We start from the raw sequence: 19,721 nt of genomic DNA, 5'->3' as shown, positions 1-19,721 counted from the left end.
TTGCACCGATGGCGCACTGCGCCTCGTCGCCGCACCATGGCCAGAGTTCAGCCACTGCCTCCCATGCCCGACGACGACCCCTTCCGCCCCTCCGAATACACCGCCGCACTGCTGCGCCAGCTGCGTCTGGACGGCCCCTGCACCGGCCGCGTGCTCGACATGGGCACTGGCAGCGGCGTGCTGCTGGCGGCCCTGGCAACAGCCGGGGCGGACGCACTGGTCGGCGTAGACATCGAACCCGCCGCAGTGCGTTGCACGCGCGCGCTGCTGCAGGCGCAGGATGTCCAGCACGGCATCGTGCACTGCGGCGACCTTTGGGAGCCGCTGGCCAGCGACCGGTTCGACCTCGTGCTGTTCAACCCGCCGCAGCTGCCGGTGCAGCAGGCCGGCGACGGCCACCGCCTGCTCAGTTGGAGCGACGGCGGCGAAGACGGCCGCGCTGTGCTCGACCGCTTCCTGGCCGGTCTGCCCCGACACCTCGCGCCCGGCGGCCGCACGCTGATCACGCATAGCGGCTTCGTCGGGCTCGCGCAGACCGTCCGCCTGCTGGCCGGCTGGGGCCTGCACGCCGAGGTGCTGCAGACCTGCGCCACGCTGCTGCCGCAGGCCAAGCTGGACGTGCTGCCGCCGGGCTGGCTCGAGCGCCACGACGAGGGCCTGCACCGCATCGGTCCCTTCGTGTTCAGCGACTTCCATGTGGTGGAGATCCGGCATGGGGATGCGGCGGCGCTGGGCTGACCTATGGCGCGTGGCGGCTGCCCTAACGCTGGCCGCCGCAGCCTGGCCCGCCCTGGCCGTGGCGCCGGCCGACTGCGCCGCCATGCCCGATCTGCTGACCCGCGTGCGCTGCACGGGCGAGCTGCGCGTGGGCGCGCGCGCCGACTACCCGCCGTTCGGCCAGGCCACGCCGGACGGCCCGCGTGGCTTCGAGCCGGCGCTGGCGCGGCTGCTGGCGGCGCAGCTGGGCGTGGGCCTGCGCTTCGTCGAGGTCAGCGCGGCCGACCGCATGGTGGCGCTGGGCGAAGGCCGGGTCGATGTGCTGGTCGCCACCACCGGCCACACCGTGCAGCGCGACGGGCAGGCGCTGTTCGTGCGGCCGCACTACTACCAATCGCACACGCTGGTGGTCGGCCAGCGCAGCGCGGCGCTGCAGGGCGTGGACAGCCTGGCCGATCTGTACGGCCGTACGGTCTGCGTGACGGTGGGCAACTCGACCAATGCCGACCTGGCCGTGGCCGGCGCCCGGCTGATGCTCTTCAACAGCGCGCGGCGGCTGGTGGAGCAGGTGCAGAACGGCACCTGCGCGCTGGCCGCGCACGACGACAGCCTGCTGCTGCCGGTGCTGCCGCCGGCCTACGAGGCCAAGCTGTCGTTCGCGCCGCTGCCCTGGGGCATCGTGGTGGGCCGGGGCGGCGCCACGCTGGCGCAGCGCCTCGGCGAGGAATTGCGCCGCCTGCATGCCGACGGCCAGCTGCTGGCGCTGGCGCAGGAATACGGCGTGGCCACGCCCTGGCTGCAGGCGCGGCACGCGCGCTGGTCGTCGCCGCCGTGCGCTGCGGCGGCGCTGGACGATCCGCGCTGCGTGGACCCGCCGCGCGACAACCGGCTCGCGCCCACGGCCATGGCCGATGCGGTCGAGCGGCTGGAGCGCTGGCTGCAGGAGCGCTGGGGCCTGCAGGTGACGCTGGCCATGCTCAAGACGCAGGTGGCGCTGCAGCTGTTCCTGGACGGCATGGCGTACTCGGTCGCGCTGGTGGCCGGCGCCGTGCTGGCCACCGTGCTGCTGGCGCTGGGCTTCGGTGCGGGCCTGGCAGCACGCAGCCGCTGGCTGCGCTGGCCGTTGGGCTGCCTGCTGCTGGCGATGCAGTCCACCCCGATGGTGCTGTTCATGGCGGCGGCGGGCATGCTGCTCGCTAGCGCCGGGCTGGGCACGCCGGCCATGGCCTGGTGCGTGGCGGTGCTGGTGCTGGGCCTGTTCAACGGCAGCAACGCGGGCCAGGCCGTGGCCGAGGCCCGTGCCGCGCTGCTGGCCGAGGGCCGGCCGGCCGGCCTGCGCGCGGCGGCCTTGCGCGCGCGGGCGCAGATTGCGGCCTTCGCGGCCAACGCCACGCGCGGCAGCCCGGTGGCCGCGCTGATCGGCGTGCCCGAGCTGCTGGCCGCGCTGACCGACATCACCTCGTTCTCCAGCGAATCGGCCACCACCTTCGGGCTGCTGCTGGTGTTCTACATGGCGCTGGTCTCGCTGGTGGTGGCGCTGCTGCAGCGGCTGCAGCAGCGGTTGCAAGTGGTGGAGACGGGCCGATGACACAGGCGCTGCTGCAGGCGTTGCCGGTGTTCGTGCCGACGTTCGGCCGCGCGCTGCTCGTCAACCTCGAGATCGCCGCCCATGCGCTGGCCATCGGCCTGCCGGCCGGGCTTGCGCTGGGCTGGCTGTGCTGCCCACCGGCGGCGCCAGCTGCGTGGCCAGGATGGCGCCGGCTGAACGGACGCGTGGCCGCTGGCGTGGTGGCGCTGCTGCGCGCGGCGCCGGCCTTCGTCGTGATGTATGTGCTGCTGCATGCGCTGTCCGCGCGCTGGGCGGTCTCGGCGCAGGCCGCGGTGGCGCTGGCGCTGGCGGCCTATTGCGCGGCCTTTCTGGCCGACCACCTGCTGGCGACGCTGGTGGACCACCGTGCAGGCGCGCGCGGCGGGGTGCTCCTGTTCGCCCTGGGCGTGGTGCGGGTCTACTTCGTGATGGTGCTCTCCAGCGGCTTCGGCGCCGCCATTGGCGTGACCGAGGCCACGGCCGTCACGCTGCGCGCGCTGGAGCGCCTGCCCACGTTCGGCGACCGGCTGTGGCTGCTGGCCGGCGTGGTGCTGGTCTTCATCGCACTGCGCCAGGCGGTGCAGGCGGCCATCCACGCGGTGCGCTGGCTCGTGGAACGGCGCGCCGGCTGGCTAGCGAATCCCTGAGCCGCTGCCACCGCTACATGTGCGGGCGCAGCCGCTCCAGCCGGTCGCGCGCGCTTTCGCCCGGCGGCTGCTGCACGATCAGCGGCTCCACCAACCGGAACAGCGTGCGGGTGGCCCAGCCCGGCTGGCCGCCGCGCGCGATGCGCCGGTAGACCCAGCCCAGCCAGCCCACCGCGGCGGCGAGCACGGCGTTGTCGATGGCGCCGTTCAGCGACTGGAAGCTGCCGAACGCGGACACCAGCGCGGCCAGCGCGAGCAGCGGGGCCCAGTAGGCGTCGATCACCCCGGCGACGGCGGGCGGCAGCTTGGCGAACAGCCAGGGCGTGCCGGTCTTGGCCCACTCCAGCGCATGCGGATGCACGGGCAGTGCGGCACCGGCCTGGCGCGGGAATTCACCAGCGTCGGACACCAGCGTCTGGCCCTTGTGCACATCGGCCATGGCCTGGAGCAGCGCGTAGAGCACGGCGGGGTGGATGTCCTCGCGCACCACCACGTTCACGGTGGCACTCACCAGGGCCACGTCGCGCGGCGGCAGCGGCGCCTTGAGGTCGAACGCACCGCGCACCAGCACCGAGGGCTTGAGGTAGTCGAGGTGGCGCGCGATGCCGGTGCTGTCGTCGACCGGGTAGGTCTCGATCTGGGGATCGCTGACGAGTTCCTGCACGAAGGCGTTGTCGGGGGCCAGCACGAAGAAGCCGGCATCGTGCTCGCCGCGTTGCAATGCACGCACGCCCGCTTCCAGCGGCACGAACGCGAAGGCGGCGTTGCCGGGCGTGACGCCGTACAGCCCGAGCACCTCCTGCGCGACCTTGGCCGTGATGCTGTTCTGCGGTGGCATCACGAGCTTGCGGCCGGCCAGTCCGGCGAGCGTGGCGGGCCCCGTGGCGGCCTTGCGTACGAACAGGAACAGGGGCTGCAGTTCGACCACGCCTGCCGAATTCACGTGGCTGTGCTCCCGCGGGACCACGCGCTGTGCCGTGAAGCCGATCTGCACGCCGGTGGAGGCGTCGTCGAGCCGGTCGATGATCTTCAGGCTGTCGTCCTGGTTGCGCACCTCGGCGCGCAGTCCCTTGCGGATCAGGTACTCGGCGTAGCGGCGGGCATGCTTGTCGAAGGAGCCGCCGGCCGGACCGGCCTGGATGACGACGCGCTCAGGGGGCAGGGCCCGCTCCAGGTTGCCCACCACCCACCACACGGCGGCCAGCACCGCCAGCACCACCAAACTCATGCGCGACATCTCGTGCCCTCCGGAGAACGACTCTGCGCCCTGGATGATGGCGTGGAGAGCGCCGCGCAGGAGGGCTCAGCGCGAGGTCGAGGGATGGCGGATGCGCAAAATCAGCTGCAAGCCGAGGGTGGTGGGTGCCCCCGTCGTGCCACGGCCGGCGCGTTCAAGCCGGCGCTTGCAGGGTCTCGATCCGGTTCCGGCCGTTGCTCTTGGCCGCATAGAGTTGCCGGTCCACGGCTTCGATGAAGTCGCATGGCTTCAACTGCCCGCTTGGCGTGATGGTGCCCACGCCGATGCTGACGGTGACGCGCTGCTCGTGCGGCGACTGCGCGTGGACGATCGCCTGCTTGCGGATGAGCCGTTGGCAGCGTTCGGCGACCTTCACCGCCACCGAGAGATCGGTCTGCGGCAACAGGACGACGAATTCTTCGCCGCCGAAGCGCGCGACGAGGTCGCGCGGGCTGTCCAGCGCCAGGCTCAGCGTGCGTGCGATGTCCGCGATGCACCGGTCGCCCTGGACATGCCCGTAGAGATCGTTGTATTGCTTGAAGAAGTCGATGTCGAGCAGCAGCACGGACAGGGACAGCCCATGGTTGCGCGCACTTTCCCATTCCAGCGCGAAGCTGGCATCGAACTGGCGCCGGTTGGCGATGTTGGTCAGCCCGTCCTTGAACGACAGTGCTTCGAGCTCCTTCTGCAGCGCAAGCAGTTTCTCCTCGGTCTTCTTGCGCTCGGTGATGTCGAACATGAAGCCGACCAGGGCCTCGACCTCGCCCTGGCCGTTGCGCACCACGTGGACGACGTCGCGGATCCACACATAGCCGTTGTCCTTGGTGAGGGCCCGGTAGTCGGCCTCGTGGTCGACGCCGGCCTGGGACTGCGCAACGCAGAAATTCACGACATGGTCGCGGTCATCCGGGTGCATGCGCATGGCCCAGTCTTCGACGCCGACCCAGCTGTCGGCGCGCCAGCCGAGCAGCCCTTCGATCTGCGGGCCGATGTAGGCGAAGCGCTTGCTCGCCCAGTCGATCTTCCAGGGGATGGCCCGCGTGGATTCCAGCAAGGTCCGGTAGACCGCGCTGTCGCTGGTCAGGCCGCTGGCGTCGGGGGTGCTCGCGCTCTCTGTGGTCACGGTCGGTGCAATGCCGGTGGGATGGATGGCGGTCGCGTGGGCTGTCGGGCTTCCGTTGAAGTCCGGAAGGCCACTGACCCTGCGTTGCGAACGGCTGGTTACAAAAAGTATAGCCAGCAGTGGTGACCGCGCCGGTGCCGCCAGGCCGCGCTGTGGTGGCTCACCTGCGGAGCCGAGGGGGGAATGAGGCCGAGGCGTGGGCGCAGCTGCGCGTGCAGCCTGCCGGGCGAGGCCTGGAGCGAGCCTCAAGCCCGCTCACCCGCGGCACTGGGCCGCGGAGTGCTTTTCGTCAGAGCTTGCGCGCGATCAGATCCCGCTGCACCTCACTCGTCCCCCCATAGATCCGGTTCACCCGCATGTCCACGAAGGCCCGTGCCACGGGGTACTCCAGCATGTAGCCGTAGCCGCCGTGCAGCTGCACCATGGTGTCCAGCGCGCTGCCGAGCGTCTCGGTGGCGAACAGCTTGGCGACGGCCGCTTCCTCCAACGTGATGCGCCGGCGCATGTGCTCGCCCAGGTAGTGGTCGATCAGCGTGCGCACCGCCAGCGACTGGGCCTTGATGTCGGCCAGCTTGAAGCGCGTGTTCTGGAAATCCCAGACGCTGTGGCCGAAGGCCTGGCGGTCTTTCACGTAGGCGATGGTGTGGGCCAGGCAGGTCTCGAGCGCCGTGGCGGCGGCCAGCGCGATCAGGAAGCGCTCTTGCGGCAGCTCCTGCATCAGCGCGTACATGCCCTTGCCTTCTTCGCCGAGCAGGTTGCTGGCGGGCACGCGCACGTCGTCGAAGAACAGTTCGGCCGTGTCGGCGGCGTGCTGGCCGACCTTGTCGAGCTTGCGGCCGCGGCGGAAGCCCGGGCGGTCGGTCTCCACCAGGATCAGGCCCATGGCCTTGGAACCCGAGCCCTGCGGATCGGTCTTGGCCACCACCACCACCAGATCCGCCAGCAGGCCGCTGCTGATGAAGGTCTTGGCGCCGTTGATGACGTATTCGTCGCCCTCACGCCGCGCCGTGGTGCGGATGTTCTTCAGGTCGCTGCCGGTGCCCGGCTCGGTCATCGCGATGGCGGTGATGACCTCGCCAGCGGCGCAGCGCGGCAGCCATTTGTCCTTCTGCGCGTCGGTGCCCAGGCGGTGCAGGTAGGGCACGATGATGTCGGAGTGCAGGCCGAAGTTGATGCCGTTCAGGCCGCGTGCGGCCATCTCCTCGGCGAGCACGGCCGAGTGGCCGAAATCGCCGCCGCCGCCGCCGTACTCGGTGGGCAGCGTGGGGCACAGCAGGCCCTCGCGGCCGGCCTTGGTCCAGACCGCGCGGTCGATGGCGCCTGCCGCATTCCAGGCGGCCATGTGGGGCACGCATTCGCGGTCCAGGAAACGCTGGACGGTGGTGCGGAACTGTTCGTGGTCTTCGCGGTAGACCGTGCGTTGGATGTCCATGGTCACCTCACTGCGGTTTGAGCATCACGCGGCCGACCACCTTGCCGGCCTCCAAATCTTGCAGGGCCGCTTCGGCCTGGTCCAGCGGACGCGCATCGATGGGCAACGGCGCGAGCTTGCCGGTCTTGGCCAATGCGATCAATGCCTGCAGCTGCCCCAGGTTGCCCACGTACGAGCCCTCGTAGCTCACCGCGCGCATCGGCATCGACGGCGTGGAGATCTCCACCTTGCCGCCGAACAGGCCCACCTGCACGAACTGGCCGCCCTTGGTCAGCATGGCGATGCCGGTGCCCACGGTCTGCTCGGTGCCCACGCAGTCCAGCGCGGCCCAGACGGCACCGCCGGCAGCCGCCTTGGCCTGCTCCGCCGCGTCGGGCGCGGCGCTGTCGATCGCATGCGCCGCGCCGGCTTTCAGCGCAGCGGCACGCTTGGCCGCGTCGGGCTCGATCACGATGGCGCCCGGGTTGCCCAGTGCCTTGAGCAGGCCGACGGCCATGAGGCCCAGGCCGCCAGCGCCGAACACCACCACGTGCTCGTCCTTCAGCACGGCGGGGTCGATCTTGCCGATGGCGCTGTACATGGTCAGGCCCGAGCAGGCGCAGGGCGCGGCCTGTTCGGGTGCCATGTCGCCGATGTCGACCAGGTAGCGCGCGTGCGGCACCAGCATGTGGTCGGCGTAGCCGCCCGGTGCGAACACGCCGAGCGAGCGGCCCTTGAGGCACAGGTTTTCTTGCCCGCGCGCGCAGACCTTGCACTGGCCGCAGCCCAGCCAGGGGTAGACCACCACGCGCTGGCCGATCTTGGCGTCCTTGGCGTCGGGGCCGGCGGCGACGATCTCGCCGGCGGTCTCGTGGCCCATGGTGAGCGGCAACGCGGCGCCACGGTCGCCCATGTTCAGGCGCTTGCCGTTGCCCATGTCGTAGTAGCCGTGGCGGATGTGGATGTCGCTGTGGCACACGCCGGCGGCCAGCACGCGCACCAGCACCTCGCTGCCCTGGGGTGTCGGCGTGGGTTGCTCGTTTCGCGCAAGCGGCGCGCCGAACGCGGTGAGGTCGTAGCTGATCATGTCAGGTTCCTTTTGCCAGGCGGCATTCGCTTTGGGAGAGAGGGCGGAAGGCAGTGGCGCCCGGGGTCGTGCCGACCACCTTGTACAGGTCCCACTCGCCCTTGGATTCGGCCGGTGTCTTGACCTGGTAGAGGTGCATGTCGCGCACCACGCGGCCGTCCACGCGCAGCTGGCCGTTCACGGTCATGAAGTCGTTGATCGGCGTGGCGCGCATCTGCGCCATCACCTTGTCGGAATCGCGCGTGCCGACCGCCTTCACGGCGTTCAGGTAGTGCGTCACGGCGCCGTAGGTGCCGGCCTGGGTCATGGTGGGCATCACGCCATTGCGCTTGTAGAAGCGCTGCGACCAGGCGCGCGTCTTGTCGTCCTGGTCCCAGTAGAAGGCTTCGGTCAGCAGCAGGCCCTGCGCCTGCTTCAGGCCGATGGCCTTCACGTCGGTCAGGAAGGCCAGCAGCGCCGCCATCTTCTGGCCACCCTGCACGATGCCGAACTGGCTCGCGGCCTTGATGGAGTTGATGGTGTCGCCGCCACCATTGGCCAAGCCGATGATCTTGGCCTTGGAGCTCTGCGCCTGCAGCAGGAAGGAGGCGAAATCCGACGCGCCCAGCGGGTGCTTGGCGCTGCCCAGCACCTTGCCGCCCATCTCCTTGATCACGTCGGTGGTGTCCTTCTCCATGGCCTGGCCGAAGGCGTAGTCGGCCGACAGGAAGAACCAGCTGTCGCCGCCCGCCTTGACCGCCGCCGCGCCGGTGCTGCGCGCCAGCGCGTAGGTGTCGTAGGTCCAGTGCACGGTGTAGGGCGTGCAGCTCTTGCCGGTCAGCTCGGAGGTGGCGGCGCTGGTCACGATGACGATCTTCTTCTTCTCCTCGCCCAGCTTGCTGACGGCCAGCGCCAGGCCCGAGGAGGGCAGGTCGGTGACCATGTCCACGCCCTGGGTGTCGAACCATTCGCGCGCCTTGGAGGCGGCCACGTCGGCCTTGTTCTGGGTGTCGGCGAAGACCATCTCGATGGGCGCGCCCAGCACGCTGCCGCCGAAGTCCTCGATGGCCATGCGCGTGGCGTCGACCAGGCCCTTGCCACCGATGGCCGAGTAGAGCGAGGTCAGGTCGGTCAGCACGCCGATCTTGACGGGCGCCGGCTTGGGCTGGGCCTGGGCGGCGCTGGTCCACACGGCCAGCGCGCTGCACAGCGCCATGGCCAGGACCGAAACCTTGTTGTGCATTCTTGTCTCCGCGTACGTGGTGAAAACCGGCATGGTGCCCCGGCGCCGCCGCAGCGCCATCGTCCGATCCGACGAGCCGGGCTGCCTGCGCGACACCGGGTTTCCCCTGATCTGCGCTGGTCGTTCCGGCCAATGGCTTTGGACGAATCGGCCATGGCCGCTGCATGTCGCCAGCGCGATAGTGCGCGACACCGCCGGCGCAGACCGGCATTTCTGCAGAGACTGGAGACAAGCCCATGACGTTCACCCGCCGCGCCGCCTTGCTGGCCGCCGCCACCACCCCCTGGCTGCCGCTGCCAGCCCTCGCCAAGAAGTACGACACCGGCGCCAGCGACACCGAGATCCGCATCGGCAACACCGTGCCCTACAGCGGCCCTGCCTCGGCCTTCGGCGTGTTCGGCAAGACCGCCTCGGCCTACTTCCGCAAGGTCAACGAGGAGCAGGGCGGCGTGGGCGGTCGCAAGATCAACTTCATGAGCCTGGACGATGCCTACTCGCCGCCCAAGACGGTGGAGATGACACGCAAGCTGGTGGAGTCCGAAGGCGTGCTGCTGATGTTCAACCAGCTCGGCACGGCGCCGAACGCGGCGATCCAGAAGTACATGAACGCCAAGAAGGTGCCGCACCTGTTCCTGTCGACCGGGGCCAGCCGCTTCATCGACCCCAAGGGCGCGCCCTGGAGCATGGCTTTCCTCGCCGGCTACGAGATCGAGGGCGCGGTCTACGCCACCCACATCGTCAAGACCAACCCGAACGCGAAGATCGCCGTGCTGTCGCAGGCCGACGACTACGGCCGCGACTTCGTGCGCGGCTTCAAGGCCGGCCTGGGCAACAAGGTCGGCAACATCGTGGCCGAGGCCACCTACGAGCCGACCGACCCGACGGTGGATTCGCAGATCGTCGGCTTCAAGGCCTCGGGCGCCGACGTGTTCATGAACATCAGCCTGCCCAAGCAGGCGCTGCAGGCGATCCGCAAGTCGGCCGAGCTGGGGTGGAAGCCCGCCTACTACCTGATCGGCTCAGCCTCGGGCGTCAACACCACCATGGTGCCGGCCGGCCGCGAGCGTTCCACGGGCATCTTCTCGGCCACCTACTGGAAGGACCCGAGCGACCCGGGCTGGGAGGACGACCAGGGCGTGAAGGACTACCACGCCTTCATGAAGCAGTACTACCCCGAGGGCGACCCGACCGACCGGGTTTGCTACAACGGCTACAGCGCCTCGCAGCTCATGGTGCACGTGCTCAAGCAGTGCGGCGACGAGCTCACGCGCGAGAACGTGATGAAGCAGGCCACCAGCCTCAAGAACGTGGAGCTGCCGCTGTTGATCCCCGGCATCCGCGTGAACACCAGTGCCGACGACTACCGCGTGATCCGCGCCATGCAGCTCACGCGCTTCGACGGCGACAAGTTCGTCAACGTGGGCGACGTGATCGGCTTCTGATGGCTGCCACGCCCGCGCCGATCGACTTCTGGTTCGACTTCCTCTCGCCCTACGGCTACTTCGCGTCCACGCGCATCGACGCGCTCGCGGCCCAGCACGGCCGCAGCGTGCGCTGGCGGGCGTTCTACATGCGCGGGATCATGCAGGACAAGCTGGGCCAGACCCGGCCTTTCCTGGAGGTGCCGCTCAAGGGCGATTACTACAAGCGCGATGTGCCGCGCATGGCGCGCTGGTTCGGCCTGCCGTTCAAGTCGGGCGGCCTTTCCAACTTCATCAGCGCCAACGCCTGCCGCGCGTTCTGGCTGATCGACGACCTCGACCCGCTGCTGGCCAAGCGCTTCGCGCGCGAGATCTTCGAGTGGCACCATGTGCGCGCCACGCCGCCCAACACGCCCGAGCAGATCGCGCAGGCCGCAGCCAACGTGGGGCTGGACCCCGAGCGGCTGGACATTGCCGCCGCCGTGCAGCAGGCTTCGGCCAAGGAGCGGCTGCGCAGCGAGACCGATGTGGCCGTCGCCGCCGGCGTCTGGGGCACGCCCACCTTCGTGGTCGATGGTGAAATGTTCTGGGGGGCCGACCGGCTCCACCTGGTCGACGACTGGCTGCGGCGCGGCGGCTGGTAGACAACGAACAAGGAGATACAGATGGCAGGACCCCTGGAGGGCATTCGCGTGCTGGATCTGTCGGCTGTGCTGTCGGGCCCCATCGCGGCCGGCATGCTGGCCGACCAGGGCGCCGACGTGGTCAAGATCGAATCGCCGGACGGCGACACCTCGCGCCGCATCGGCCCGCGCAAGGCCGACATCTCGGCGATGTTCCTCGCCGCCAACCGCGGCAAGCGCTCGCTGGTCCTCGACTTGAAGCAGGCGGCTGCGCAGCAGATCGTGCGCGAGCTGGCGCAGCGGGCCGACGTGCTCATCGAGAACTTCCGCCCCGGCGCCATGGACCGCCTGGGCCTGGGCCACGCCGCGCTGCTGGCGCTGAACCCGCGGCTGGTCTACCTGTCGATCAGCGGCTTCGGCCAGACCGGCCCCAACGCCGGCGAGCGCGCCTACGACGCGGTGATCCAGGCCGTCTCGGGCATCAGCGCCTCGCACCGCAACCAGGTCAGCGGCGACCCGCAGGTGCTGGCTGCGGCGCTGTGCGACAAGCTCACCGCGCTGACGGCGGCGCAGGCCATCTGCGCCGCGCTGCTGGCGCGCGCACGCACGGGCGTGGGGCAGTGGGTGGAGCTGGCCATGCTGGACGCGGCGGTGTCGTTCCAGTGGCCCGACGCCATGTACAACCACGTCTGGCTCGACGATGCGCCGCCGGCCTCGCCCGAGTTCGGCGTGAGCCAGAAGCCGTGGAAGACCTCCGATGGCTATGCCGTGGCCTCCGGCCCGCAGCCGGTGGAATTCGCCGCCGTGTGCGCCGGCTTCGGCCGGCCCGAACTGGCCAATGACCCGCGCTTCGCCAGCGTGGACGCGCGCTTTCGCAACGCGGCCGCGCTGCGCGAAGAACTCGACCCCAGCGCCGCCGCCATCGACACCGCCACCATGCTGCAGCGCATGCGCGCACACAACGCGCCCGTGGGCCGCGTGAACGAGCGCCACGAGGTGCTGGCCGATCCGCAGGTGCTGCACAACGGCACGCTGGTCGAGGTGGACCACGGCGCACTCGGCCGTGCGCGGCTGCCGCGCTCGCCCGCACGCTTCAACGGCACGCCGGCCGGCGGCCCTGGCCCCGCGCCACACCTGGGCCAGCATGCGGCCGATGTGCTGGGCGAATTGGGCCATGGCGCAGCGCAGCAAAATGCCTGGCGCGAGGCCGGCGTTCTCGGCCCCGCACCCGTGTTTCCAAAATCGTCCGTTCCGACGACGCCCCGCTGAGGCACCGCCGCGAACATCCCGCCAGACCCCTGATCGCTAAGGAGACATTCGCATGGCAGAAGCATTCATCGTCGCCGCCACCCGGACCGCAGGCGGCCGCCGCAACGGCCGGCTGGCCGGCTGGCACCCAGCCGACCTGGCCGCCCAGGTGCTCGACGCGCTGGTGGCCCGCACCGGCGCCGACCCGGCCCTGGTGGAAGACGTGATCCTGGGCTGCGTGGGCCAGGCGGGCGAGCAGTCCACCAACATCGCGCGCAACGCCGTGCTGGCCTCGCGCCTGCCCGAATCCGTGCCCGGCACCTCCATCGACCGCCAGTGCGGCTCCTCGCAGCAGGCGCTGCACTTCGCGGCCCAGGCCGTGATGTCGGGCAGCATGGACGTGGTGATCGCCGCGGGCGTCGAAAGCATGACGCGCGTGCCCATGGGCACGCCCGGCATCCTGGCGGCCAAGGCCGGCCTGGGCACCTACATGAGCCCGGCGATGCAGCAGCGCTACCCCGGCATCCAGTTCAGCCAGTTCACGGGCGCCGAGCAGATCGCGAAGAACTACAACCTCTCCAAGGAGCAGCTCGACGCCTTCGCGCTGCTGAGCCACCAGCGCGCCATCGCGGCCACCCAGGGCGGCCATTTCAAGGACGAGATCCTCCCTGTGGCCGTGCGCATGGCCGATGGCACCGAGCCCGGCGAGCAGCACCTGGCCGACGAAGGCATCCGCTACGAGGCCACGCTGGCGAGCATCGCCGCCGTCAAGCTGATCGCCGAGGGCGGCCGTTGCACGGCCGCCAGTGCCAGCCAGATCTGCGACGGTGCCAGCGGCGTGATGGTCGTGAACGAGCGCGGCCTGAAGGCCCTGGGCGTCAAGCCCCTGGCCCGCATCCACCACATGAGCGTGCTGGGCCACGACCCGGTGATCATGCTGGAGGCGCCCATCCCCGCCACCCAGCGCGCACTGAAGAAGGCCGGCATGTCGATCAGCGACATCGACCTGTTCGAAGTGAACGAGGCCTTCGCCCCGATCCCGCTGGCCTGGCTGCAGGCCACCGGCGCCGACCCCGCGCGCCTGAACGTGCACGGCGGCGCCATCGCGCTGGGCCATCCTCTCGGCGCCTCGGGCACCAAGCTCATGACCACGCTGGTCCACGCACTGGGCACGCACGGCAAGCGCTACGGCCTGCAGACCATGTGCGAAGGCGGCGGCATGGCCAACGTGACCATCATCGAACGGCTCTGAGCCCACCCCACGCTTCCCGGCGGGCGTCTGCAGCAGTCCCGCCGTCCACAACCAAGAACGAAGGACCGACGCATGGCACAAGACCGTGATCGCGGAGACAAACCCCTGCTGCACATCGAGGGCGTGACGGTGCGCTTCGGCGGCATCGTGGCGCTGGACGGCGTGTCGTTCGACGTCGCGCGCGGCCAGATCTGCGGGCTGATCGGCCCCAACGGCGCCGGCAAGAGCACGCTGTTCAACTGCCTGTCGCGGCTCTACACCTTCAGCAGCGGGCGCATCGAGTTCGAAGGCCAGCCGCTGGCCAGCCTGCCGCGCCACAAGATGGCCGGCCTCGGCATCGGCCGCACCTTCCAGAACCTGGCGCTGTTCCGCACCATGACCGTGCTGGAGAACGTGCTGATCGGCTGCCACAGCAAGCACCACGCGGGCTTCTTGCGCAACGCATTCCGGTTGCCCGGTGTGGCCCGTGTCGAGGCCGATGCGCTGGCGCGTGCGCACGAGCTCATCGCCTTCCTCGAACTCGGCCCGGTGGCCGACCGCACCGTGGCCGACCTGCCGTTCGGCACGCAGAAGCGCGTGGAACTCGCGCGTGCGCTGGCGTCCGAGCCGCAACTGCTGCTGCTCGACGAGCCAGCCTGCGGCCTGAACCACGAGGAACTGGAAAGCCTGGGCACGCTGATCCTGGACATCCGCAACCGCCGCAAGGTGACCGTGCTGCTGGTGGAGCACCACATGAGCCTGGTGATGGGCGTCTCCGACAAGGTGGTCGCGCTGAACTTCGGCAAGAAGATCGCCGAAGGCACGCCGGCCGAGGTGCGCCGGCATCCCGAAGTGATCCGGGCGTACCTGGGTGAAGACGAGACGGAGACCGCATGACGAAGCTTCTGGAAGTCCGCGGCCTGCATGCCGCCTATGGCCCCACGCGCGTGCTGCAGGGCATCGACATCGACGTCTCCGAAGGCGAAGTGGTGGCGCTGCTGGGTGCCAACGGCGCCGGCAAGACCACCACCTTGCGCGCGCTGTGCCAGATGATGGTCAGCACGCAGGGCACGATCACCCTGGCGGGCCAGCGCATCGACGGCCGCGCCACCGAGCAGATCGCCAAGTCCGGCGTGGGCCATGTGCCCGACGGCCGCGGCACCTTCCTGGGCCTGACGACCGAGGAGAACCTGCGCCTGGGCGCCTACGCCCGCGCGAGCCGGGCCGGTGTCGAGGACGACCTGGCCAAGGTCTACGGCTACTTTCCGCGCCTGAAGGAGCGGCACGCCCAGCAGGCCGGCACGCTGTCGGGCGGCGAGCAGCAGATGCTGGCCATCGGCCGCGCGCTGATGGGCAAGCCGCGCCTGCTGCTGATGGACGAGCCCTCGTTCGGCCTGGCGCCGCTGATCGTGAAGGACATCTTCTCCATCATGCGGCGCATCAACCAGGAGGAGCGTGTCTCCATCCTGCTGGTGGAGCAGAACGCCAAGCTGGCCCTGGAGCTGGCCGGCACCGCCTACCTGATCGAGACCGGGCGCATCGTGCTGTCCGGGCCCTCGGCCGAGATCCGCAACAACGACGCCGTGCGCCGCGCGTACTTGGGGGAATAGACAAGATGGACGCTTTTGTTCACCAGCTGCTGGCGGGCCTGGCCACCGGCGGCATCTACGCCAGCGTGGCGCTGGCCCTGGTCATGATCTACCAGGCCACGCACCACATCAATTTCGCCCAGGGCGAGATGGCGATGTTCTCCACCTTCATCGCCTGGAGCCTGATCCAGGCCGGGCTGCCGTACTGGGTGGCCTTCGTGGCCACGGTGATGATCTCCTTTGTGCTCGCCGCGGTGGTCGAGTTCACCGTGATCCGGCCCATGCACGACAAGCCCGTGCTGTCGGTCGTGGTGGTGTTCATCGGCCTGCTGGTGATCTTCCACAGCGTGGCGGGCTGGCTGTTCGGCTACACCATCAAGCAGTTCCCGAGCCCCTTCGCGTCCGACGCCTGGTTCGCCACGTCCATGATGTCGGCGCACGAGGTCGGCGCGATCTTCGTCACGCTGTGCGTGGTGGCGCTGCTGTTCAGCTTTTTCCGCTTCACGCCGCTGGGCCTGGCCATGCGCGCCGCGGCGCAGAACCCGGTGTCCTCGCGGCTGGTGGGCATCAACGTGGGCCGCATGCTGATGCTGGGCTGGGGCCTGGCGGGTGCCATCGGTGCGGTGGCCGGCATGATGGTCGCGCCGGTGGTGTTCCTCGATCCGCACATGATGAGCGGCGTGCTGCTCTACGCCTTCGCGGGCGCGCTGATCGGCGGCATCGACAACCCGGTGGGCGCGGTTCTCGGCGGCTTCATCGTGGGCGTGCTGGAGAACCTGATCGGCACCTACGTGGTGGGCACCGAACTGAAGCTGTCGGTGGCCCTGGTGCTGATCGTCGGCGTGCTCATCGTCAAGCCTTCTGGCCTCATGGGCCGCACCATCGTCACGCGGGTCTGAACGCCATGAACACGCAAGTCTCTTCCGCATTGCCGGTGGCATCGGCCGCCGTTCCCCACGCTGCCGCGGCCCGGCCACCGGCGTCGCGCACCACGCTGGCCTGGGTCAGCCTGCTGGTGCTGCTGGCCATCGCGCTGACCTTCTTCCTGAAGGGCTACCAGCTGTTCCAGGCCACCATGGTGCTGTCGTACGCGATCGCGCTGCTGGGCCTGAACATCCTGACCGGCTACAACGGCCAGATCTCGCTGGGCCACGGTGCCTTCTATGCCATCGGCGCCTACACCACCGGCATCCTGATGGAGCACGCCAGCATGCCGTACTGGCTCACGGTGCCGTCGGCCGCCGTGGTCTGCCTGTGCGTCGGCTACCTGTTCGGCCGGCCTGCGCTCAAGCTCGAAGGCCTGTACCTCGCGCTGGCCACCTTCGCGCTGGGCGTCGCCATGCCGCAGCTGCTCAAGTACAAGCACCTGGAGCAGTGGACGGGCGGCGTGCAGGGCATCGTGCTGATGAAGCCGGGCGCACCGTTCGGTCTGCCGTTGACGGAAGACCAGTGGGTCTACCTGTTCTCGCTGTTGGTCACGGTGATCATGTTCGTCATCGCCCACAACCTGCTGCAAAGCGGCAGCGGCCGGGCCATGCGCGCCATCCGCGACCACGCCATGGCGGCCGAAGCCATGGGTGTGGACAACAGCCACTACAAGGCCATGACCTTCGGCGTGTCGGCCGCGTTCACGGGTGTGGGCGGTGCGCTGTCGGCCATCGCGGTGCAGTTCGTCGCGCCTGATTCGTTCACGCTGTTCCTGTCGATCTCGCTGCTGGTGGGCATCGTGGTGGGCGGCGTGGGCACGCTGTACGGCGCGATCTTCGGCGCCATCTTCATCATGTTCGTGCCGACCTTCGCCGAGAAGGTGTCCAAGGCCGCGCCCTGGGCCGTCTACGGCGTGGTGCTGATCATCTTCATGTTCGTCATGCCGGGCGGCGTGGTGGGCCTGTTGCGCAAGATCCAGGCGCGTTTCGGCCGTGCAGGATGAGCGGCAACAGCTGCTGGACGCCCTGCAGGCACTGGCCCCGCGGCTGGTGCCGGGCGGCGGCCCGGTGGCCGAACTGCGCCGGCTCTCGGGCGGCGCGAGCCAGCAGACCTGGGCTTTCACGGTCGGCGGTACACCGCTGATCCTGCGCCGCGCGGCCACCGCCGAGCATGGGCGCAACCATGGATCTGCGGGGCTGGAGAACGAAGCGGTCTTGATCACAGCCGCCCGCGCAGCCGGCGTGCCGGCCCCCGCGGTGCGCCATGTGCTGCGGCCTGAGGATGGTGCGGGCCAGGGCTTCGTGATGGACCGGCTGGAAGGCGAGACGCTGGGCCGGCGCATCGTGCGCGACCCGGCACTGGCCGATGCCCGCCGCGTGCTGGCGCAGCAGTGCGGCGCCGCCATGGCGCGCATCCACGGCCTGGCAACCGAGCACCTGCCGCGTCTGCGCACCGCCTGCGCGCGTGCCGAGCTGGACTTCCAGGCCAAGCTGCACAAGAGCCACGCCACCGTGCGCCCCGTGTTCGCGCTGGCGCTGCAATGGCTGGCGCGCAACGCCCCGGCCGATGTGGCGCAGCCCGTGCTGGTGCACGGCGACTTCCGCAACGGCAACCTGATGGTCGACGCCCAGGGCCTGCGCGGCGTGCTCGACTGGGAGCTGGCCCACCTGGGCGACCCGATGGAAGACCTCGGCTGGATCTGCGTGCGCTCGTGGCGCTTCGGCGGCGGCAAGGCGCTGCCGGTGGGCGGCTTCGGCACGCGCGAGGCGCTCTGCGCGGGCTACGTGGAAGCCGGCGGCCGGCTCGACGCGGCGCGGCTGCGCTGGTGGGAGATGCTGGGCACGCTGAAGTGGGGCATCGTCTGCGAATCCATGGTGCAGTCGTGGATCGACGGTACCGAACCCGAACTCGAGAAGGCGGCCATCGGCCGGCGCGCCTCGGAAACCGAGTCCGACCTGCTGGCCCTGCTGGCCGAGGAGGCTGCCTGATGCAGGACCGACCGCACGCGCCCGAGCTGCTGCAGGCCGTGGCCCAGTTCCTGCGCGAACGCGTATTGCCCGCCACCGAGGGTGCACTGGCCTACCAGGTGCGCGTGGCCGCCAATGCGCTGGCCATCGCCCAGCGCGAGGTGGAGCAGGGCGCGGCCGCGCAGGCGCGCGAGGCCGAGGGACTGCGCGCGCTGCTCGGGGCGGATGTTCCGGCCGAACTGGAGGCGGCCAACCGTCTCTTGTGCGAGCGCATCGCCACGGGCGCGATGGACCTGGCCACGCCGGGCCTGCTCGCACATCTGCAGGCCACGACCGCCGCCAAGCTCGCCATCGACCAACCAGGGTACTCGGAAGAACCATGAACTTCGACCTTCCAGCCGATCTTGTCGCCTACCTGGCCGAACTCGACGCGTTCATCGAACGCGAGATCGTGCCGCTGCAGCAGCAGGACGACAACCAGCGCTTCTTCGACCACCGGCGCGAGTGGGCGCGCACCGATTTCGAGAACGGCGGCCTGCCGCGCCACGAGTGGGAGGCGCTGCTGGGCGAGGCGCGCCGGCGTGCCGACCGTGCCGGCCATTTGCGCTTCGCGCTGCCCAAGGAGTTCGGCGGCCAGGACGGCAGCAACCTGTGGATGGCGGTGATCCGCGAGCACTTCGCGGCCAAGGGCCTGGGCCTGCACAACGACCTGCAGAACGAGCACTCCATCGTCGCCAACAACCCCTTCGTGCTGATCCTGCGCGACTTCGGCACGCCGGCGCAGCAGCAGGAGCTCACGCAGGGCATGCTGGACGAGCGCTTCAAGCTGGCCTTCGGCCTGACCGAGCCCAACCACGGCTCGGACGCCACGCACATGGAGACACGCGCGGTGCGTGAGACGCGCGGCGGCCGGGCCGGCTTTCGCATCGACGGCGAGAAGATGTGGACCACGGGCATGCACATCGCCACGCACTGCCTGGTGTTCGCGCGCACGAGCGGCGCGGACGGCGCAGCCAAGGGCATCAGCGCACTGCTGGTGCCGTCCAAGACCGAAGGCGTGAAGGTGGAGGAATACCTCTGGACCTTCAACATGCCGACCGACCACCCGCGCGTGAGCTTCACCAACGTCTGGGTGCCGGAGGACGCATTGCTCGGCCCGCTGGACGGCGGCCTGGCCATCGCCCAGCACTTCGTGCACGAGAACCGCATCCGCCAGGCGGCATCGAGCCTGGGCGCGGCCGACTACTGCGTGCGCGAGAGCGTGCGCTATGCGCGCGAACGCAAGCCCTTCGGCGAGGAACTGGCGCGCAACCAGGGCATCCAGTTCCCGCTGGTGGAGCTGGCCACGCAGGTGGAGATGCTGCGTTTGTTGATCCGCAAAACCGCCTGGCAGATGGACCAGATGCCCAAGCCCGAGGTCGAGAAGCAGCTGTCGGACAAGGTGTCGATGTGCAACTACTGGGCGAACCGGCTGGTGTGCGAGGCCGCCGACCGCGCCATGCAGGTGCACGGCGGCCTGGGCTATTCGCGCCACAAGCCCTTCGAGCACATCTACCGCCACCACCGCCGCTACCGCATCACCGAGGGATCGGAGGAGATCCAGATGCGCAAGGTGGCGGGCCACCTGTTCGGCTACATGGGGGCCGGCAAGCACTGAATCCGTTTCACCGAAGAGCGAGAAGA

The 19,721-nt window shown here is 69.8% G+C and carries 19 protein-coding genes; 14 read left to right on the top strand and 5 right to left on the bottom strand.

Annotated features, from left to right (window positions below):
* Positions 1-63: 63 nt before the first annotated feature.
* Genes DES41_RS05190 through DES41_RS05180 form a run of 3 tightly spaced genes read left to right on the top strand, consistent with a single transcriptional unit; the run spans position 64 to position 2,952 of the window.
* A complete protein-coding gene (locus DES41_RS05190; protein WP_170168096.1) occupies positions 64-738 on the top strand; it encodes a HemK2/MTQ2 family protein methyltransferase in 675 nt (224 codons plus the stop codon).
* A gap of 10 nt (positions 739-748) precedes the next feature.
* Positions 749-2,305, top strand: coding sequence for a transporter substrate-binding domain-containing protein (locus DES41_RS05185; RefSeq protein ID WP_170168095.1), 1,557 nt, complete (start codon positions 749-751; stop codon positions 2,303-2,305).
* Positions 2,302-2,952: a hypothetical protein gene (locus DES41_RS05180; RefSeq protein WP_114466504.1), complete on the top strand. Its 651-nt coding sequence runs from the start codon at positions 2,302-2,304 to the stop codon at positions 2,950-2,952. Before DES41_RS05185 ends, DES41_RS05180 begins: the two co-directional genes overlap by 4 nt.
* Before the next feature lie 13 nt (positions 2,953-2,965).
* Here the strand turns inward: DES41_RS05180 and DES41_RS05175 are convergent, their stop codons facing one another.
* The 5 genes from DES41_RS05175 to DES41_RS05155 all read right to left on the bottom strand — a co-directional run bounded on the left by DES41_RS05175 (position 2,966) and on the right by DES41_RS05155 (position 9,032).
* Positions 2,966-4,189 (bottom strand): type 2 periplasmic-binding domain-containing protein, encoded by a 1,224-nt coding sequence (locus DES41_RS05175; RefSeq protein WP_114466503.1) that lies wholly within the window; start codon positions 4,187-4,189, stop codon positions 2,966-2,968.
* Positions 4,190-4,343: 154 nt separating this feature from the next.
* Entirely contained in the window at positions 4,344-5,312 is a 969-nt protein-coding gene (locus DES41_RS05170; RefSeq protein ID WP_114466502.1) for a sensor domain-containing diguanylate cyclase, read from the bottom strand.
* Positions 5,313-5,601: 289 nt separating this feature from the next.
* Positions 5,602-6,744 (bottom strand): acyl-CoA dehydrogenase family protein, encoded by a 1,143-nt coding sequence (locus DES41_RS05165; protein WP_114466843.1) that lies wholly within the window; start codon positions 6,742-6,744, stop codon positions 5,602-5,604.
* Between the two features lie 7 nt (positions 6,745-6,751).
* Positions 6,752-7,810, bottom strand: coding sequence for an alcohol dehydrogenase (locus DES41_RS05160; RefSeq protein ID WP_114466501.1), 1,059 nt, complete (start codon positions 7,808-7,810; stop codon positions 6,752-6,754).
* Position 7,811: 1 nt separating this feature from the next.
* Positions 7,812-9,032 (bottom strand): ABC transporter substrate-binding protein, encoded by a 1,221-nt coding sequence (locus tag DES41_RS05155; protein WP_114466500.1) that lies wholly within the window; start codon positions 9,030-9,032, stop codon positions 7,812-7,814.
* Between the two features lie 236 nt (positions 9,033-9,268).
* On the opposite strand from DES41_RS05155, the gene DES41_RS05150 reads away from it, so the two are divergent.
* From DES41_RS05150 to DES41_RS05100, 11 genes are all read left to right on the top strand, one after another.
* The gene (locus tag DES41_RS05150; RefSeq protein ID WP_114466499.1) at positions 9,269-10,474 is read left to right on the top strand and encodes an ABC transporter substrate-binding protein; all 1,206 of its coding nucleotides are present in this window, start codon (positions 9,269-9,271) and stop codon (positions 10,472-10,474) included.
* Entirely contained in the window at positions 10,474-11,097 is a 624-nt protein-coding gene (locus tag DES41_RS05145) for a 2-hydroxychromene-2-carboxylate isomerase (RefSeq protein ID WP_114466498.1), read from the top strand. The genes DES41_RS05150 and DES41_RS05145 overlap by 1 nt, the downstream gene beginning before the upstream one ends.
* 21 nt (positions 11,098-11,118) lie before the next feature.
* Positions 11,119-12,345: a CaiB/BaiF CoA transferase family protein gene (locus DES41_RS05140; protein WP_114466497.1), complete on the top strand. Its 1,227-nt coding sequence runs from the start codon at positions 11,119-11,121 to the stop codon at positions 12,343-12,345.
* Positions 12,346-12,397: 52 nt separating this feature from the next.
* Positions 12,398-13,576: an acetyl-CoA C-acetyltransferase gene (locus DES41_RS05135; protein WP_114466496.1), complete on the top strand. Its 1,179-nt coding sequence runs from the start codon at positions 12,398-12,400 to the stop codon at positions 13,574-13,576.
* A gap of 72 nt (positions 13,577-13,648) precedes the next feature.
* Positions 13,649-14,452, top strand: a complete 804-nt coding sequence (locus tag DES41_RS05130; protein ID WP_114466495.1) for an ABC transporter ATP-binding protein — start codon at positions 13,649-13,651, stop codon at positions 14,450-14,452.
* Positions 14,449-15,165, top strand: coding sequence for an ABC transporter ATP-binding protein (locus DES41_RS05125; protein ID WP_114466494.1), 717 nt, complete (start codon positions 14,449-14,451; stop codon positions 15,163-15,165). The genes DES41_RS05130 and DES41_RS05125 overlap by 4 nt, the downstream gene beginning before the upstream one ends.
* A 5-nt stretch (positions 15,166-15,170) precedes the next feature.
* Complete coding sequence (locus DES41_RS05120) at positions 15,171-16,043, top strand: branched-chain amino acid ABC transporter permease (RefSeq protein WP_114466493.1); 873 nt, start codon at positions 15,171-15,173, stop codon at positions 16,041-16,043.
* 5 nt (positions 16,044-16,048) lie between these two features.
* Positions 16,049-17,074: a branched-chain amino acid ABC transporter permease gene (locus DES41_RS05115; RefSeq protein WP_114466492.1), complete on the top strand. Its 1,026-nt coding sequence runs from the start codon at positions 16,049-16,051 to the stop codon at positions 17,072-17,074.
* The gene (locus tag DES41_RS05110; protein ID WP_245965569.1) at positions 17,064-18,059 is read left to right on the top strand and encodes a phosphotransferase family protein; all 996 of its coding nucleotides are present in this window, start codon (positions 17,064-17,066) and stop codon (positions 18,057-18,059) included. The genes DES41_RS05115 and DES41_RS05110 overlap by 11 nt, the downstream gene beginning before the upstream one ends.
* Positions 18,059-18,421: a DUF6285 domain-containing protein gene (locus DES41_RS05105; protein WP_114466491.1), complete on the top strand. Its 363-nt coding sequence runs from the start codon at positions 18,059-18,061 to the stop codon at positions 18,419-18,421. Before DES41_RS05110 ends, DES41_RS05105 begins: the two co-directional genes overlap by 1 nt.
* Positions 18,418-19,695, top strand: coding sequence for an acyl-CoA dehydrogenase family protein (locus tag DES41_RS05100; RefSeq protein ID WP_114466490.1), 1,278 nt, complete (start codon positions 18,418-18,420; stop codon positions 19,693-19,695). The genes DES41_RS05105 and DES41_RS05100 overlap by 4 nt, the downstream gene beginning before the upstream one ends.
* Positions 19,696-19,721 lie beyond the last annotated feature (26 nt).

Source organism: Pseudorhodoferax soli, assembly GCF_003337555.1.
Taxonomy (GTDB): Bacteria; Pseudomonadota; Gammaproteobacteria; order Burkholderiales; family Burkholderiaceae_C; genus Pseudorhodoferax; species Pseudorhodoferax soli.
The sequence above is the reverse complement of the archived record's forward strand: the minus strand, read 5'-3'. Positions and strand labels throughout refer to the sequence as shown.

Bases quoted from the DNA above. Each gene is read 5' to 3' on its own strand.
- DES41_RS05190 (WP_170168096.1), top strand. From the start codon at position 64: ATGCCCGACGACGACCCCTTCCGCCCCTCCGAATACACCGCCGCACTG.
- DES41_RS05180 (WP_114466504.1), top strand. From the start codon at position 2,302: ATGACACAGGCGCTGCTGCAGGCGTTGCCGGTGTTCGTGCCGACGTTC.
- DES41_RS05175 (WP_114466503.1), bottom strand. From the start codon at position 4,189: ATGTCGCGCATGAGTTTGGTGGTGCTGGCGGTGCTGGCCGCCGTGTGG.
- DES41_RS05165 (WP_114466843.1), bottom strand. From the start codon at position 6,744: ATGGACATCCAACGCACGGTCTACCGCGAAGACCACGAACAGTTCCGC.
- DES41_RS05160 (WP_114466501.1), bottom strand. From the start codon at position 7,810: ATGATCAGCTACGACCTCACCGCGTTCGGCGCGCCGCTTGCGCGAAAC.
- DES41_RS05155 (WP_114466500.1), bottom strand. From the start codon at position 9,032: ATGCACAACAAGGTTTCGGTCCTGGCCATGGCGCTGTGCAGCGCGCTG.
- DES41_RS05150 (WP_114466499.1), top strand. From the start codon at position 9,269: ATGACGTTCACCCGCCGCGCCGCCTTGCTGGCCGCCGCCACCACCCCC.
- DES41_RS05145 (WP_114466498.1), top strand. From the start codon at position 10,474: ATGGCTGCCACGCCCGCGCCGATCGACTTCTGGTTCGACTTCCTCTCG.
- DES41_RS05140 (WP_114466497.1), top strand. From the start codon at position 11,119: ATGGCAGGACCCCTGGAGGGCATTCGCGTGCTGGATCTGTCGGCTGTG.
- DES41_RS05135 (WP_114466496.1), top strand. From the start codon at position 12,398: ATGGCAGAAGCATTCATCGTCGCCGCCACCCGGACCGCAGGCGGCCGC.
- DES41_RS05130 (WP_114466495.1), top strand. From the start codon at position 13,649: ATGGCACAAGACCGTGATCGCGGAGACAAACCCCTGCTGCACATCGAG.
- DES41_RS05125 (WP_114466494.1), top strand. From the start codon at position 14,449: ATGACGAAGCTTCTGGAAGTCCGCGGCCTGCATGCCGCCTATGGCCCC.
- DES41_RS05120 (WP_114466493.1), top strand. From the start codon at position 15,171: ATGGACGCTTTTGTTCACCAGCTGCTGGCGGGCCTGGCCACCGGCGGC.
- DES41_RS05115 (WP_114466492.1), top strand. From the start codon at position 16,049: ATGAACACGCAAGTCTCTTCCGCATTGCCGGTGGCATCGGCCGCCGTT.
- DES41_RS05105 (WP_114466491.1), top strand. From the start codon at position 18,059: ATGCAGGACCGACCGCACGCGCCCGAGCTGCTGCAGGCCGTGGCCCAG.
- DES41_RS05100 (WP_114466490.1), top strand. From the start codon at position 18,418: ATGAACTTCGACCTTCCAGCCGATCTTGTCGCCTACCTGGCCGAACTC.